This is a genomic window from Nonomuraea sp. NPDC052129, from assembly GCF_040680095.1.
Taxonomy (GTDB): Bacteria; Actinomycetota; Actinomycetes; order Streptosporangiales; family Streptosporangiaceae; genus Nonomuraea.
In genome coordinates this window covers 343,857-358,907 of sequence record NZ_JBFAVX010000001.1, presented here as the reverse complement: position 1 = coordinate 358,907, position 15,051 = coordinate 343,857, and the positions used below count along the sequence as shown (strand labels likewise).

Sequence of the window (15,051 nt, the reverse complement as noted above, 5' to 3'; positions counted from 1 at the left end):
TCCTATGACCCGGGGGTCTCTCCGTTGTGATGGCCCGAGAAGCGGGGGAGCAACTGGGCCAGGAGCAAGGTCGACAGTGCGGAGTCGCCGGATCCCTGCTGGGTGCGGACCACCAGGGGTTGCGGGGCGTTCTCCGCCAGTTTGGCGCCCACGTCCAGGCGCCTGCGGGCCAGCTCGTACTGCAGCACGGCCCGGTTGTCGCGGTAGGAGTCGGCCAGCCTGCGCAGGGCCTTGGCCTCGTTCTCGGCGGAGGTCAGCTCGGCGCGGCCGCGGGCCTCGATCTCCCAGCGCACCCGCTGCGCCTCCGTCTCTTGCTCTTCCAGCATGCGCGCCACGTCCTTGCGCGCGGTGTTGTGCGCGGCCTTGACCTCGACCACGCGGGCGTCACGGGTCTTCTTGGAGCGCTCGATCTCCATGAGCAGGGTGTCGATGCGGCGCTTGCGGGTCAGCTCCCACTCGCGCTCGTAGGCCGACAGTTCCTTGGCCACCTTCTCGCGGGTGGCCAGGTGCTGCTGGTACTGGTCGGGCAGTTGCACGTCGGGGATGTTGGCGCCGGTGATGCGCACCCCGTAGCGGCCGAGCTGGCGGTTGAGCGCCTCCTGCATGTCGCCGACGTCGGAGCCGCGCAGGTCGTACGCGCGCTCGGTGTTGACCTTGCGGCTGCGCTGCCTGATCGCGTCCTGTACGGCGCTCGACAGCACCAGGTCGAAGTTGCCCGCGCCGATCGTGCGGACGAACGCGACCGGGTCCACGATGCGGAACTTGAGGAAGAACTCGATCGACTTCAGCGGTACGTTCTCCGCCGTCGGGCAGGCCACGATCGGCGCCGAGTACGGGATCTCGGTGGAGGTGTCGACGACCGCGTCCACCCGGTCCCACGGCAGCCACAGGTAGTGGCGGCCCGGCGGGAGCGTGCCGGTGATGGCGCCCCAGCGGCTGCGTACGCCGGTGGTGCCCTCCTCGATCTCGATGATCGCCCGGCGCCACATCCACACCAGCGCGACGGCCAGGAAGAACAGCGCGCCCAGCGAGGCCGTCACGACGAGGTTGCCCATCACCGCCATCCCCGCGAAGTAGACGGCGATGAAGACCAGGGCCATCCAGGCGAAGCCGCGCCTGTCCTTGGGGATCACGACCGGCACGAGCTGGCCCTGCTCACCGCCGCGCAGCAGCTGGCGGATGTCGGACCAGGAGGCCAGCGACTCCTTGATCTTCGAGAACTCGCGGCTCATCGGACCTCACCCTCGATGGTCGGCAGCGTGGCGGCGAGCGCGGGCTCGGGCGCCTCGCTCACCTCTTCGGCGACCTTCTTGAGCAGTGCGGTGATCTCCGCCTCCCTGCCCGCCACGCGCTCGCCGATCTCGGCCAGCCGGCCCCGGATCGCGGCCATGTCCTCGGCCGAGAACAGCGCCGCCCCCTTGCCGCCGACCAGTTGCTGGGCCAGCGCCAGGAAGTCGATGTCGGTGTGCTCGCCCACCTGCACCACCTGCGGCAGCCGGGTCGCGACCGACTCCAGCTTGTCCAGCAGGTCCTGCTGGAAGCGGTAGTCGAGGATCTCCGGTGCCTCGGCCGCGCTGAGCGCCCTGATGTCGAGCGCCTGCGCCTCCAGCAGCGCCGAGTTGGCGTTGGCGGAGGACTCCGCCTCGACCAGGCGCTGCCTGGCCTGCGCCTTGGCCTGGTGGGAGGCCCGCTCCAGCGCCGTGTCCATGCGTGCCTGGTAGCCGGCGATCTCCGCCTGGATCGCGCTCAGCGTCTCCTGCAGTCCGGCCAGCTCCTTGATCAGGTCGCCCTCGTTCTGCTCCTTGCGCAGCTGCAGCTCGTACTCGTAGGTGTAGGCCTCCTTGGCGACGCGCACCATCTCGGGGGCGGCCAGGTCCATCCGGTACTCCTGGCTGGACGGCTCGGCGTGCGTGATGTTCACGTCGGTGAGGCGTACGGCGGGCAGGAACTGCTGGTTGAGGTTGTCCAGCATGCCCAGCGTGCTCTCGCCCACCAGGTCGTAGATGTCCTCGGCCCGCTGGGCGTAGATGAGGGAGCGGGTGACCTCGCTGATGGCGTTCTGCAGCTTGGACTGGAAGCCGCTGACCGAGCCGAGCACGAAGATGAACTCCGCCGGGTTCTCGATCCTGAACTGCAGGAACAGGTCGACGCTCGCCTTGACGCCCTGCTGCGTGGGGGCCTCGCTGATGGGGGCGTTGAACGGGTATTCACGGGTGGTGTTGACGATGTAGCTGACCCGCTTCCACGGGTTGAACAGCGTCACCCGGCCGGGATCGGCGATCTGCACCAGTTTGCCGAACTTGGTGATCAGCGCCTTGCAGCCCTCGGGCACCATCACCACGCTGCGCCGCCACCACAGGAAGGCGGCCGCCAGGACCAGGACGATCCAGTAGTGCGGGCCGAAGAACACATCGGTTCGGGGGATGACGTTGCCGAGCGCGCCGATCAGGCCGAGCACCACCAGGATGCCCAGCGGCACGACCACCTTCGCGGTGGTCCCCTTGGGGATCACCACCGGCGAGATCACGTGCATGCCGTTCTCGGCGAAGCTGCGGTTGATGATCTCGCCGGCCTCGTTCAGGGACGCGGACCGGGCCTCGATCAGCGTGCCCACCGACACGCCGCCGTCACGGGCCGCCGCGAAGTCGTACGGGTTGAGCGCGAAGCCCTGCACCTGGACCTGACCGGCCAGCTGGCCCGCCTGGTCCACTGCCTGGCCGACGGCTTGACGGACATCACCGCCTTGTACGACCGCCTGGGCTATGCCCTGACCTGCCTGGATCAACGCCTCTCTGGGTCGTGACATTGCACCTTCCTCTTCCGCTACGGGCGGATTCGACCGTATCGGGTGTCACTTACTGTTCGCTTGCAAGGTGGAGGTGCTCCAGGGTGTCGGCTTCACCGTGTGCGCGGGTGAGGTGCTCGGTGCTCACATGCGGAAACGGGGCTAGCGACCGATCATGGTCGCGTCGGGGAGCGACTGCTTGACCGCCTCCGGGGTGCCCACCACGACCGTCAGCTTCCCTTTGGTCTTCTTGGCCGCCGCGTTCCCGTAAATCCGCACCTTTCCGAGGTCCTTGGCCTCGACGATGACGAACATCCGGGTGGGGGAGCACCACAGCGTCACGCTGCTCTCCATGTTGCTTCCGGTCATGAGTTCCTTGGGCCCCGCGAAACCCTCCTCCGCAGTGGTGACGTTCCCCTCGGACTTCGTCAGGTCTTGGCTCATGTTGAAGGTGTAGCCAGAGGACCCCTGGTCGGCGAGCCCGCACACGCCCTTGCTGTGGATCCAGGGGACCAGGTCGTATTTCGAGACCTGGATCCGTGCCAGCACTTTCTCCGCCCCGTCCGGTATCCCCGACCTGGATGCCGTACCCAGCAACGCGGCCAGTGGCCAGCGGCTCGGGTCCTTGAGCAGCCAGTCCTTCGGCTCCTCCGTCGAACACCCCGTCAACAGCAGGACCGCAAATATCGCAATTAATCCCCTCATTGGTAGATCACCATAGTGAGGAAGCGTTTTCACGTACAGCACGCCTGCGCCGTGGCCGAGCACGGCAACGCATCGGCTGAGAAGATAGGCGGGTGCCGGTCGAGGTCGTCTTCTCCACCACCCCGTTTCCACGGATCGGCGAACGGTCCGCCTGGCAGAGGCCGCCTGGAGAGTGCTCCCTGACCAGGTGACGGTTTCTGTCAGTGGCGCCGCCTACAGTGGCATCATGCGACCGGTCACTGATTTGCAGCGGAAGGTGGCGCCCTTCGAGGTCGTCACCGAGATGACTCCCTCCGGCGACCAGCCGACGGCCATCGCCGAGCTGGAGCGCCGCGTCAAGGCCGGGGAGAAGGACAACGTCCTGCTGGGCGCCACGGGCACCGGCAAGACGGCCTCGATCGCCTGGCTGATCGAGCGGCTGCAGCGGCCCGCGCTGGTCATGCAGCCCAACAAGACGCTCGCCGCGCAGTTCGCCAACGAGCTGCGGGAGATGCTGCCCAACAACGCGGTTGAATATTTCGTCTCTTATTACGATTACTACCAGCCTGAGGCGTACGTCCCGCAGAGCGACACGTACATCGAGAAGGACTCCTCGATCAACGACGAGGTCGAGCGCTTGCGTCACTCGGCGACCAACTCGCTGCTGACCCGCCGCGACACGATCGTGGTGGCCTCCGTGTCCTGCATCTACGGCCTGGGCACGCCGCAGGAATACGTCGACCGCATGGCCAGGCTCCGGGTCGGCATGGACGTCGACCGCGACCAGCTGCTGCGCCGCCTGGTCGACATGCAGTACACCCGCAACGACCTCGCCTTCACGCGGGGCACCTTCCGGGTGCGCGGCGACACGATCGAGATCATCCCGAAGTACGAAGAGCTGGCCGTCCGCATCGAGATGTTCGGCGACGAGATCGAGAAGCTGTCCACCATGCACCCGCTGACCGGCGAGGTCATCACCGAGGACGAGGAGCTCTACATCTTCCCCGCCTCCCACTACGTCGCCGGCGAGGCGCGGATGGCGATGGCCGTCAACGGCATCGAGGCGGAGCTGGCCGAGCGGCTGTCGGAGCTGGAGCGCCAGGGCAAACTGCTGGAGGCGCAGCGGCTGCGCATGCGCACCACCTACGACATCGAGATGATGCGCCAGATCGGCACCTGCTCCGGCATCGAAAACTACTCGCGCCACATGGACGGCCGCGAGGCGGGCAGCGCCCCCAACACGCTGCTCGACTACTTCCCGGAAGACTTCCTGCTGGTCCTCGACGAGTCCCACCAGACCGTGCCGCAGATCGGCGCCATGTACGAGGGCGACGCCTCCCGCAAGCGCACCCTGGTCGACCACGGCTTCCGCCTGCCGTCGGCGCTCGACAACCGGCCGCTGAAATGGGAGGAGTTCCTGGAGCGCATCGGCCAGACGGTCTACCTGTCGGCCACACCCGGCTCCTACGAGCTGGGCCGGGTCAAGGGCGACGTGGTCGAGCAGGTCATCCGGCCAACCGGGCTGGTCGACCCCGAGGTGATCGTCAAGCCCACCAAGGGGCAGATCGACGACCTGGTCCACGAGATCCGCGAGCGCGCCGACCGCGACGAGCGGGTCCTGGTCACCACGCTGACCAAGAAGATGTCGGAAGACCTCACCGACTACCTGCTCGAGCTGGGCATCCGGGTCCGCTACCTGCACAGCGAGGTCGACACGCTGCGCCGCATCGAGCTGCTGCGCGAGCTGCGCTCCGGCGAATACGACGTGCTGGTCGGCATCAACCTCCTGCGCGAGGGCCTCGACCTGCCCGAGGTGTCGCTGGTGGCCATCCTCGACGCCGACAAGGAAGGCTTCCTCCGCTCGGAGACCTCCCTGATCCAGACCATCGGCCGGGCCGCCCGAAACGTCTCAGGACAGGTCCACATGTACGCCGACAAGGTCACCCCGTCGATGGAGCGGGCCATCGACGAGACCAACCGGCGGCGGGCCAAGCAGATCGCCTACAACCAGGCCAACGGCATCGACCCGCAGCCGCTCCGTAAGAAGATCGCCGACATCCTCGACTCGTTGCAGCGCGAGGACGCCGACACCGACCGCCTTCTCGGCGGCGGTCGCCAGCAGTCGCGCGGCAAGGCACCCGTGCCCGGGTTCGCCGCCCGCCAGGCCGGGCAGCACGCCAAGACCATCGCGGGGGAGATGCCCCGGGCACAGATGGAGTCGTTGATCGAGTCGCTGACCGAGCAGATGCACCAGTCGGCGGCCGACCTGCAGTTCGAGGTGGCCGCCCGGCTGCGCGACGAGATCAAGGAGCTCAAGCGGGAGTTGCGCGACATGCGGGAGGCGGGGGTTCAGTAGCCGGCCGGAGGGCTTCACTCCGGGCGTTCTTTCTCCCCGCCCGTTACCCGATTCGGTGGTTGGCCGTCTGATGCCCGCCCGTCCACAATGGGCCTTCGCTTCGCTCCGGACGTTCTCCCAGGCGGGCTGACGCCCGTCCCCTGAAGGGCCTCGCTGCGCTCGGACCGCCTTCCCAAGCACGCTTCGCCGGGTCGGCTGGGCGGAGCGAGCTGTCTTGGCAGCACCACCGTCGAGACCTGTACCGACTCCCACCGCCCGGCCTCGACCCATGCCCACCGCCGCAGCGCTCTCACAGCGACGGCCGGAAAGCGGGCTTTCCGGCCGCTGTGACAGGGCGCCAGAAAAGCGGCTTCCGGCCGTCGCTGTGGCAGGGGGCCAGGGAGCGGGCTTCGGGCCGCTGTGGCAGAGGGCCGGAAAGTGGGCTTTAGCGTCGCTACGCCTTCGTCTCCGGCCCTCGCACTCTGGCGGACGTCAGAGCATTCCGGCCTCCGATTGGAGCAGAGCGGAGAGAGCGTCGGGGTCTGCTGACGCGACGCCCTTCGCGGCGAACCAGGTGGCCACGTTGCGGGCGTCCCGGTCGAGGAAGTGGGGGCCCGTGGGGTGGGAGATCACGTCGACGATCTGGGGAAGGTCAATGATGACCAGCCTGCCCTCGTGGACCAGCAGGTTGTACGCCGACAGGTCGCCGTGGGCCAGCCCTTCTCTGGCCAGGACGACCAGCGCCTCCACCAGCTGAGTCCATAGGTCGTCTAGATCGTCCGAGACGTTGGCGAGCCGGGGTGCCGCGTAGCCGTCCGGGGCGCCGATGAACTCTTGAAGGATCTCGGTGCCGACGATCTGGACCGGATAGGGCACCGGCAGGCCGAGTTCGGTCAAGCGACACAGGGCGCCGAACTCGGCTGCGGCCCACTGCCCGGCGATGAGCTGCTTGCCGAAGGCGGTGCGGTTGGCCATGGCCCGGTTCATACGGCTTTCGCGGGTGCTGCGGCCTTCCAGGTAACCGGCGTCCCGGTGGAACAGCCGGTGTTCGGCTGAGCGGTAGCGCTTGGCAGCCAGGAGGCAGACGCGATCGGTGTCCGGCACGCCGCGGGAGAGCAGGTGGACGTCGGCTTCCTTGCCGGTTTTGAGGATGCCCAGCTCGGTGTCCACAGCGGCGAGCTCGGTGACGAGCCAGTCCGGGTGCGGTTTGGGGCCGCGCTCGGTGGGCGTGCTCTGGTCCCAGGTCGACCAGCGGTCGCCAGCGGGTGGTCCGTCGTCGATGGGGGCGCTGTCGAGCCATTCGAGATCATCGGCGTCGAGGGCGTACTTGCCCCGGCGGCGGGGCGAGGAGTGCTTGGGCACGGCGGGATTTCTCCAAGAATGAGGCCCACCGGCGCAGCGATCAGCTTGGCGAGATCCCGGTGGGGAGGTCAGAGGACGCGGAAAACGGCACGCGAACAGTCGTCATCACGGTCTCAACCTCCCTTCGCCTCCCATGCACAGGCTGCGATACGCGCTGTGAAATGCACTGATTACACGGTTGCGTAACGCGCTGTGGCCAGCCTGGCTGAGTATGCCGAGCAGGGCCTGGTCGCGGCAACTGAATTTTCGGCCTCCGCCCATACGCTCACCCACTCCAAACCGGCACAACACCGTGGGCGACTTCTTGGCTGGAGGAGTTCCCCAGCGCAATATCACCACCACGCGGCGTGAGCAGTGGCCTGGCCTGGAGGGAAGCGCTCCATGCAGCCTGCGGCAAATCATCCGAAATACGTTCCCTGGGCTCCAGCGCGCGTCTAGGCGGCAGATGGCATAGGTGATGACCTTCAGAAGGAGCTGCTTGCCGGGGTTGGCACGTAGTGGATGCGCTCGGCGGCCGAGGAGAGCTTCTCGATGGAGGAGTGATCTACTCGGCCCACGACCACCAAAACCACCATGCTCCTTCCACCGGTGCGGTCGAGATCATCTCGGTGAGCGCGGCGGCATCAGGGTGGCAGGCGCAGCCTGCGGTGCATGGAGCGCCGAGTACCTGCCACGTCGGTTGGCGGCAGAGCCGCGACTGGCCGCCTGCCCACCGCAACGGAAAGGTGCAATTCGGCTTCCGGTTAGGTCACCTCGATATCCAGATGGCACCAGACGACGCGGTGCATGCTCTGAGGCAGAAGGTGACTTCCCCATCGCCCGCGCGACAGTTCGGCCACGATAGCCAATCCACGGCCATTCTCGGCTTCGGCGTTCGACATCGGTACCTGTGAAGGGATGCTGAACGGTACTGACAGGGCCGATCCTGGATCGGTTACCGACAGCCGGAGGAAGTCGATACCTCGCCCGAGATGGAGGAGCAGCCAACGACGCTCGAAACCGTTGTCTGCGTGTTTCACCGCGTTGGTGACCAGTTCAGACGTGGCCAAGGTCAGTACATCGAGCGCTGCATGCTCGTACCCCACCCATGCAGTCACTGCTTCACGGGCACGGCGCGGAGCGTGGTGGTCGCGTGTCAGTTTGACAATTCCCAGATCCACTATGTCTGTCGCTGAATGCACCCGAATCACCGCCTTATCGCTTTTGTTCCTTCGGTGAGGCGCGCATAACGCATCATTTTCGAGATCAAATGTGGGATAGAGGTTCTGGAGCTTGTTAACTCCATGTTGCCGCTACCTAGCTTGCTGTCTAGCCGATAGTTTGTGGGACAGTATTTGCCGCCATTCATGCGACAGGCTGTTGCTTGTTGTGTGTCGGATGCGCGGACGGTGTCGGATACGTCGATTCGGAGGTGGCATGCCCGCAGCGCGCAAACTCGACCCGAACGCGAGCAGAACAGCGGCCTTTGGCGCCGAACTGCGACGACTGCGGGAGGAGGCGGGGTTGACCCAAGCCGATCTTGGGCGCCGGGCCGGCTACTCCGCCAGTCAGATAGGAGCCGTGGAGGTCGGCAAGCGCTCGCCCACCGAGCAATTCCTCACCGAATGCGAGAAGGCGCTAGGAGCAGGGCTACGGGAACTGTGGGCCTCGTTGTCTCATCACAAGGACAGCGCTCCCACCTGGTTCGCCCCCTGGCTGGAAGAGGAAGAACAGGCGCAATCGCTGCGAACCTGGCAACCACTGGTCATCCCTGGCCTACTGCAGACTGCTGAATACGCGCAAGCACTGCTGGAGCGTGAAATGGGCTTCGGTCCCGAACGGATCGAGGCCCTCCTGGCCGCTCGGCTGGCCCGACAAAAGATCTTGACCCGAACCCATCCGCCCCGCTACCTGGTAGTGCTTGACGAGGGTATCCTCAGCCGCCCCGTCGGAGGACCCGAGATCATGCGAGAACAGCTCGTACGGCTGCTGGATGTCGCGCAGGCTCCGCACATCACCATCCAGATCTCTCCGCTGGGCGCCAATCCCGGCCTGAGCGGAGCCATAGTCATCGCCCAGGCCCCCAACAGCACGCGTCACACGGTCTATCTGGAGACGGCCGCCGAACCTGTCGTGACACGCAATGCAGAAGTATTCGCCATGGTTACCATGAAACTGGACGCCATCAGGGCGGAAGCCCTCCCCCAAAGCGCGTCGGTCGAGTTCATCAGGAAGATGGTGGAGACATGGACCTCGCGGCCGAGCTGAAGACGGCGGCCTGGCGCAAGGCAACACGCTCGACCGGTAATGGCGGAGACTGCCTCGAAGTTGCTCCGCTATCGAACGGTCGCGTCGGCATCCGCGACACAGAAACTCCTGAACAAGCCCCCTTTGTCGTGCGGGCCGAGGTATGGGCCGCCTTCGTCGATGGAGCGAGGAACGGGGAATTCGATTTCTAGCTTCTACTGCCCTCCCGCGTGTAGACCTCAGTAAGGCGGTGGCAACTACAGGCGTCGTCACACAGGCGGATCTGCCGCACAACAGACGCATCACTCACCCCATGCCCTGCCGTCCTTCGCTCCGGCAGGCTCTCTGGGCCATGGCTGGATAAGCAGGTGAAGCCGTTCGCCGTCGCTCGTATGGTGCTGGAGCGCGACGATGCGAGGAGTGCTCTCATTGGGAACCGGCCGGGGCGCCGGAGTGTGTTCGATGCTCCCGGCCGGTGGACCTGATCGTCGAGGACGGCTGGCGGGCGTTCCTGGAGCGGGAGTTCGGTGCGGCCGAGCGGTCCGAGGAGGCTGGGTCCGACGAGCGGGTCATCGCCGAGATAGTGGTCGACGAGCCGGATAGGCACCCGTGGCGGGTGGTCGATGCGGCCTACGACCGCCTGACCTGCCCCGAATGCGGTGCCCGGCTGAGCAGGGGCCCCGCCGGGTGTGGGCTGTGTGACCTGGCCAATGGCTTCCGTTATGTCGCGATCGAGATCGATCGGCCGGGAGTCGTGCCTGGGAACGAGCACGCATTGCGCGTCAATGTGTCCGTGGTGCGCAGGCCATATGGAATCTCGGCGGTTGAAGTGCTGGCGCGGCGGCTCACGCTGCCGCTCCTGCTCGAAGGGCGGCTGCCCACGATTCGGCAGGCACAGGCGGCACGCGCCATGCTCAACAAGGGTGCCAGTGCGGAGGAATATGACGCGTTCATCCACCGCACCTGGAGGCGCGATGTCAGCTGATGAACTTGCCCGGATCGAGGTCGATGTCCACGGGGAAACCGATGTCGGCCTGTAGACGCTTGCGGTGGATGCCGGTGGGCACGTAGGCCCGGACTACCGGCTCGAGCTCGAAAGTGTAGACGACGGGCTTGGCGTCGTGGTCCTTTTCCACCCGCCAGAAGTGCTTGATGCCGGCATCCGAGTATTTGATGGGCTTGGTCGTCCGGTCGCGTTCTCTCGACTCCTCGGACACCACCTCGATGACCAAGTGGACGTCCTCTGGCTTGAAGGACGTAAGGGAGTCGTGCAGCGCCGACCTCTCCACGAGGAGAATGTCGGCTTCAGGACGCTGCCGCAGGCCGAGTGTCACGGTCATCTCACGGGCTACGACCAGGTGTTCTGGTGGTGTGAGGCGCTGTTCGAGAAGACGAAGAACCAGCATGTGGAATGCGGTCTGCGGTGATCTGAAGATGAGCGATCCATCGATCAGCTCGACGTGCTTGGGCGCGTCCGGAGGAAGGCGGTCGAGCATGTCGGCGGTCCATCCGCCGGAGGGGCCCGGGTAGAACCACTCGGGGAGTGCCGTGGTCATCGTGCACGCCTCCGCCGATGCTGACTGAACGATGCAATCATGCCACGTTGAGTAACCGTCAGGGGAGGTCTCGGCGCTCCTGCGTGCTCCTGCGATAGAGCTCGTCGATCTCGTCCAGCGGGTCCGGAGGGCGGCGGCGGGCCTCGATCTCCAGCTCCGTGCGGGAGTGGAGGTCGTCGATTCCGGCCGAGGCGTGCTGGAGCTGGTCGCCGAGGAGGTCAGCGCGGATGCGGGCGCACATGGCGGTCAGCTTGGCCTGGTGCTCGCGGAGGCGATTGAGCGTGACGTGGTCGACGTACGGCGAGGCGCGGCGTTGCTGGGCGTACATGGCGAGTTGCCCGTCGTGTACGTCAGCCTGCGCGGACAGGTCGGCCAGGAGCTGAGGAAGGTCGCCGAGGCCCCAGCCCTGGCGTTGGGCGTGTTCGACGGCCTGGCGGGTGATCGAGACCTCGCGGCGCAGGTCGAGGCGGAGGCGTTCGACCTCCCCGGCGTCGCCGGCGCCCATGGCGTTGACGTGCGTGGTCAGCTGGGTCGCCGCCTGCCTGGCCTTGATCGCCGCCTTCTGGCCCAGCTTGACCAGAAAGTAGATGCCGACGCCGGCCACCAGACCCAGGAAGCACAGGATCGCGAGGATGATGAGAAGGACCTCGGCGATCGTCCCCACCTCCTGATGACTGTCGAGCGCTGGCTGCTGACTGCTGAACGGTCGCTGCTTAGAGGATAGTGCGAGCGCGGGGCGGGTGCGTGGCCAAGCAGCCTCCCCAAACGGGTTTTACGTAGCGACGCAGGCTCTCCAGACATACTCCACGTAGCGGACGCAGGGTCTCGGGTAGCGGCACAGGCTCCGCGAGTAGCCATGCAGGGCTCTCCGCTACCAAGCAAGCTCTTGATTGTTGTCGCCGGTGCGTGATTCAGTTCACGTACCGCGAAGGAGCCACGCATGCTTGACGGCAAGGTAGTGCTCATCACCGGCGGCGCCAGGGGCATGGGGGCCGCGACGGCCCGCCGCTGCGTCGCGGCGGGGGCGAGCGGCGTGATCACCGATGTCCTGGTGGAGGACGGCACCGCCACCGCGAAAGACCTCGAATCACGATTTATCCCGCACGACGTGACAAAGCAGGATCAGTGGGCTGATGTGGTCGAGGAGGTCCTGGACGGATACGGCCGGATCGACGGGCTGGTCAACAACGCGGGCATCGCCCGCTCGGCGCTCCTGGAGCAGTACACGCTCGACGACTTCGAGCGCGTGCTCAAGGTGAACCTCGTCGGCGTCTTCCTCGGGCTCAAGTCCGTGGTCGCGCCGATGCGCGCGTCAGGCGGCGGCTCGATCGTGAACCTGTCGTCGGCGGCCGGCTTGACGGCGCTGCCCGGCACCGGCGGCTACGGTGCGTCCAAATGGGGTGTCCGCGGCCTCACCAAGATTGCCGCGATCGAGTACGCCCCCCACCGGATCAGGGTCAACTCCGTACATCCCGGGATGATCGTCACCCCGATGACGCTCCGGCACGGCGCGGTCTCGGGCGAGGGCGCGTTCCCGCTGGCCGCGGCCGGGCGGTGCGGTGAGCCCGAGGAGGTGGCGGAGGCCATCGCGTTCCTGCTGTCCGACGCCGCCTCGTACGTCACGGGCGCCGAGCTGGCGGTGGACGGCGGCTGGACGGCGGGCGAGACCGCCATGCTGCCGCGGACGGAGGGTGAGTGAACAGTGGCGATCGATGAGGTCACCAGGGCGGTCATCGACGTGATGACGGAGGTCTTCCCCAAGGTGGGCACCGAGGTGACGGACGCCGTCGAGGCCCGGCGGATCCTGGCCGAGATGCCCCAGCCGGAGACTGAGCCGTACAAGGTGGGCCGGGTGGAGAACCGCATGGCGGGCGACCTGCCCGTGCGTGTCTACTGGCCGCCGACGGAGCGAGAGTCGCGGCCGGTGGTCGTGTACTTCCACGGTGGCGGGTTCACGCTCTGCACCTTGGACACGCACGACCCTGTCTGCCGCCTGATCTGCACGGACGCCGACGTGATCGTGGTGTCCGTCGACTACCGGCTGGCGCCGGAGCATCCGTATCCGGCCGCCGTCGAGGACGCCTACGCCGCGACCCGCTGGGTGTACGAGCACGCCCGCGAGCTGGGCGCGGATCCCGGCAGGCTGCTGGTCGCCGGTGACAGCGCAGGCGGGAACCTGGCGACCGTGACGTGCCTGAAGGCCAGGGACGAGGGCGGGCCGCCGATCGCGCTGCAGGTGCTGGTCTATCCCGTCACCGACGCCGCCCAGGACGCGCCCTCGCACGCGGAGAACGCTGAGGGATATTTCCTGACTGCGGCGCACATGCGGTGGTACTGGGACTGCTACCAGCCCGACCACACGAGGCGCGCCGAGCCGTACAGCTCGCCGATCAACGCGGACGTGAGCGGGCTGCCGCCCGCCCTGGTGATCACGGCGGAGCACGATCCGCTCCGGGACGAGGGCGAGGCGTACGCGGAGCGCCTGCGTGCGGCCGGGGTGGACACGCAGAGCGTGCGTTATGCCGGGATGTTCCACGGGTCCTTCGGGCTGGGCGCCATGCTGCCCGTCGCCAAGGAGGCCGAGGAGCGGGTCTGCGCCACGATCAAGGAGCGGGTGGAGTAAAAGATGCCTTATGCCGATTTAGGGCAGGACATTCGGCTCTTTTATACCGACGATGGCAAGGGTGACGGGCCGCCACTGCTGCTCGTCCACGGCTGGGGTACGGACTCCCACCAGTGGTCCTGGCACATCGACGCGCTCGCCGGCAAGCACCGGGTGATCGCGGTGGACCTGCGCGGGCACGGCTACTCCTCGGTGCCCGACGAGGGCAACACGCCGCGCCAGATGGCCGCCGACCTCGCCGCGCTGCTGGACGGGCTCGCCATCCCCGAGGTGATCGCGATCGGCCACTCCATGGGCGGGCAGGTCGTCTCCATCCTGGCCGTCGAGCATCCGGACAAGGTGCGCAAGCTGGTCGCCCTCGATCCCGGCTACGGCATCACGGCGGACGTCGCGCGGACCTTCCCGGAGACGGTCGCCGCGCTGCGCGGTCCGCACGCGCACGCCGCCGCCGAGCGGCTCGACGAGTGGTGCACCAACGCCGCCACCCCGGCCGTCATCAGGCGCTGGCACAAGCGCCGGTTGTACGGCATGGCGCCGCACGTGCTGCTCCAGGCGTTCGAGGCCATGTTCACCGAGCCCGACGCGGTCGGGATGCGGCCGGCGAGCGACGACTACCTGGCCCGCAGGGAGTGCCCGGTGCTGTCGATCTGGTCCGACCCGGAACGCGCGGCCTGGGAGTCGGGGCTCTGCAAGCATCCGGCCTCGAAAGTGGTGTGCTGGGAGGGCTCCAGTCACCGGCTGCACGAGGAACGCCCCGGTGAGTTCCTCCTCATCCTGCGCCGCTGGCTGCGGACCTCTTGATCCGTCCTGCGCCACTGGTTACCGACCTCCTGATCCGTCCCGTGCCGCTGGTTGCGGGCCTCCTGGCCGCTACGGGCTTCCTGACGTCCGTCTGGCCCGGCGGGCGGCGCGGTAGCGGCGTACTCTCCTGATCGTCCACCAGGCGAGCAGGGCCAGCGCCAGCAGCGCGACGATGACCAGCACAGGCAGGAACACCGCGATCAGGCTCATACCGAGCGACCCGACGTCCTCCACTGTGCTGGCGACGGGCGCGCCCACGCCGCCCGTCCCCACGTTGATCATCGGACGGGCCGTCGCCTTCAGCGCGTGTACGGCCAGCGCTACCAGGATGCCCAGCAGCCAGCCCGCCCACGGGTGCTCGGTCATCCAGGTCGAGTGGTCCAGCTCCGCCGCCGCGTTCGTGGCGCTGAAGACCACGCCGCCGGCCGCCGGTCGTACGGCCGTCTGAATGGCGTCGTTGATGCTGTCGACGGCCGGGACCTTGTCGAGCACCATCTCCGCGACCAGCAGCACCGCGATGATGGCGAGCACGCCCCAGTTCGACAGCCACGAGTAGCCGTCGGGCAGCTTCACCCGGTCGGTGAAGTTGGCCACGATGCCCACCACGAGGAGCGGGATGTAGGCGTTCAGGCCGGCGGCGGTGGACAGTCCGAGCCCTGTCAGTGCGGCGAACATGTTT

The 15,051-nt window shown here is 67.1% G+C and carries 15 protein-coding genes; 7 read left to right on the top strand and 8 right to left on the bottom strand.

Annotated features, from left to right (window positions below; translation table 11 throughout):
- Nucleotides 1–2: 2 nt before the first annotated feature.
- The 3 genes from AB0L53_RS01675 to AB0L53_RS01665 form a co-directional block, all read right to left on the bottom strand.
- On the bottom strand, nt 3–1,232 hold the full coding sequence (locus AB0L53_RS01675) for an SPFH domain-containing protein (protein ID WP_363988831.1): 1,230 nt from the start codon (nt 1,230–1,232) through the stop codon (nt 3–5).
- Nucleotides 1,229–2,806: an SPFH domain-containing protein gene (locus tag AB0L53_RS01670; RefSeq protein ID WP_358538045.1), complete on the bottom strand. Its 1,578-nt coding sequence runs from the start codon at nt 2,804–2,806 to the stop codon at nt 1,229–1,231. The genes AB0L53_RS01675 and AB0L53_RS01670 overlap by 4 nt, the downstream gene beginning before the upstream one ends.
- 141 nt (nt 2,807–2,947) lie before the next feature.
- Nucleotides 2,948–3,490 (bottom strand): hypothetical protein, encoded by a 543-nt coding sequence (locus AB0L53_RS01665; RefSeq protein WP_363988828.1) that lies wholly within the window; start codon nt 3,488–3,490, stop codon nt 2,948–2,950.
- Between the two features lie 226 nt (nt 3,491–3,716).
- Between AB0L53_RS01665 and uvrB the strand changes: the two genes are divergently transcribed.
- Entirely contained in the window at nt 3,717–5,825 is a 2,109-nt protein-coding gene (uvrB, locus tag AB0L53_RS01660; RefSeq protein ID WP_357946355.1) for an excinuclease ABC subunit UvrB, read from the top strand.
- 471 nt (nt 5,826–6,296) lie between these two features.
- On the opposite strand, the gene AB0L53_RS01655 is transcribed toward uvrB, so the two are convergent.
- Nucleotides 6,297–7,166, bottom strand: coding sequence for an RIO1 family regulatory kinase/ATPase (locus AB0L53_RS01655; protein ID WP_363988824.1), 870 nt, complete (start codon nt 7,164–7,166; stop codon nt 6,297–6,299).
- Between the two features lie 743 nt (nt 7,167–7,909).
- The gene (locus AB0L53_RS01650; RefSeq protein WP_363988822.1) at nt 7,910–8,326 is read right to left on the bottom strand and encodes an ATP-binding protein; all 417 of its coding nucleotides are present in this window, start codon (nt 8,324–8,326) and stop codon (nt 7,910–7,912) included.
- Nucleotides 8,327–8,582: 256 nt separating this feature from the next.
- On the opposite strand from AB0L53_RS01650, the gene AB0L53_RS01645 reads away from it, so the two are divergent.
- From AB0L53_RS01645 to AB0L53_RS01635, 3 genes are all read left to right on the top strand, one after another.
- A complete protein-coding gene (locus AB0L53_RS01645; protein ID WP_363988820.1) occupies nt 8,583–9,413 on the top strand; it encodes a helix-turn-helix transcriptional regulator in 831 nt (276 codons plus the stop codon).
- Nucleotides 9,392–9,604, top strand: a complete 213-nt coding sequence (locus tag AB0L53_RS01640; protein WP_363988817.1) for a DUF397 domain-containing protein — start codon at nt 9,392–9,394, stop codon at nt 9,602–9,604. Before AB0L53_RS01645 ends, AB0L53_RS01640 begins: the two co-directional genes overlap by 22 nt.
- A gap of 263 nt (nt 9,605–9,867) precedes the next feature.
- The gene (locus AB0L53_RS01635; protein WP_363988814.1) at nt 9,868–10,377 is read left to right on the top strand and encodes a hypothetical protein; all 510 of its coding nucleotides are present in this window, start codon (nt 9,868–9,870) and stop codon (nt 10,375–10,377) included.
- On the opposite strand, the gene AB0L53_RS01630 is transcribed toward AB0L53_RS01635, so the two are convergent.
- Nucleotides 10,370–10,948: a Uma2 family endonuclease gene (locus tag AB0L53_RS01630; protein WP_363988811.1), complete on the bottom strand. Its 579-nt coding sequence runs from the start codon at nt 10,946–10,948 to the stop codon at nt 10,370–10,372. The two genes, AB0L53_RS01635 and AB0L53_RS01630, sit on opposite strands and share 8 nt — an antisense overlap.
- A gap of 58 nt (nt 10,949–11,006) precedes the next feature.
- Nucleotides 11,007–11,612, bottom strand: coding sequence for a hypothetical protein (locus tag AB0L53_RS01625; RefSeq protein ID WP_363988808.1), 606 nt, complete (start codon nt 11,610–11,612; stop codon nt 11,007–11,009).
- Between the two features lie 276 nt (nt 11,613–11,888).
- Here AB0L53_RS01625 and AB0L53_RS01620 point away from each other — a divergent pair, with 276 nt between their 5' ends.
- From AB0L53_RS01620 to AB0L53_RS01610, 3 genes are read left to right on the top strand one after another with little or no spacing between them, the layout of a single operon-like run.
- Nucleotides 11,889–12,647: a glucose 1-dehydrogenase gene (locus AB0L53_RS01620; protein ID WP_363988806.1), complete on the top strand. Its 759-nt coding sequence runs from the start codon at nt 11,889–11,891 to the stop codon at nt 12,645–12,647.
- 3 nt (nt 12,648–12,650) lie between these two features.
- On the top strand, nt 12,651–13,571 hold the full coding sequence (locus AB0L53_RS01615; RefSeq protein WP_363988803.1) for an alpha/beta hydrolase: 921 nt from the start codon (nt 12,651–12,653) through the stop codon (nt 13,569–13,571).
- 3 nt (nt 13,572–13,574) lie between these two features.
- Nucleotides 13,575–14,372, top strand: a complete 798-nt coding sequence (locus AB0L53_RS01610) for an alpha/beta hydrolase (protein WP_363988800.1) — start codon at nt 13,575–13,577, stop codon at nt 14,370–14,372.
- A 69-nt stretch (nt 14,373–14,441) separates the two neighbouring features.
- On the opposite strand, the gene AB0L53_RS01605 is transcribed toward AB0L53_RS01610, so the two are convergent.
- Nucleotides 14,442–15,047: a DUF4126 domain-containing protein gene (locus AB0L53_RS01605; protein ID WP_363988797.1), complete on the bottom strand. Its 606-nt coding sequence runs from the start codon at nt 15,045–15,047 to the stop codon at nt 14,442–14,444.
- Nucleotides 15,048–15,051: the final 4 nt, after the last annotated feature.

Coding starts and splice junctions, on each gene's coding strand:
- AB0L53_RS01605 (WP_363988797.1), bottom strand. CDS start 15,047: ATGTTCGCCGCACTGACAGGGCTCGGACTGTCCACCGCCGCCGGCCTG.
- AB0L53_RS01630 (WP_363988811.1), bottom strand. CDS start 10,948: ATGACCACGGCACTCCCCGAGTGGTTCTACCCGGGCCCCTCCGGCGGA.
- AB0L53_RS01665 (WP_363988828.1), bottom strand. CDS start 3,490: ATGAGGGGATTAATTGCGATATTTGCGGTCCTGCTGTTGACGGGGTGT.
- AB0L53_RS01620 (WP_363988806.1), top strand. CDS start 11,889: ATGCTTGACGGCAAGGTAGTGCTCATCACCGGCGGCGCCAGGGGCATG.
- AB0L53_RS01670 (WP_358538045.1), bottom strand. CDS start 2,806: ATGTCACGACCCAGAGAGGCGTTGATCCAGGCAGGTCAGGGCATAGCC.
- AB0L53_RS01610 (WP_363988800.1), top strand. CDS start 13,575: ATGCCTTATGCCGATTTAGGGCAGGACATTCGGCTCTTTTATACCGAC.
- uvrB (WP_357946355.1), top strand. CDS start 3,717: ATGCGACCGGTCACTGATTTGCAGCGGAAGGTGGCGCCCTTCGAGGTC.
- AB0L53_RS01645 (WP_363988820.1), top strand. CDS start 8,583: ATGCCCGCAGCGCGCAAACTCGACCCGAACGCGAGCAGAACAGCGGCC.
- AB0L53_RS01675 (WP_363988831.1), bottom strand. CDS start 1,232: ATGAGCCGCGAGTTCTCGAAGATCAAGGAGTCGCTGGCCTCCTGGTCC.
- AB0L53_RS01640 (WP_363988817.1), top strand. CDS start 9,392: ATGGACCTCGCGGCCGAGCTGAAGACGGCGGCCTGGCGCAAGGCAACA.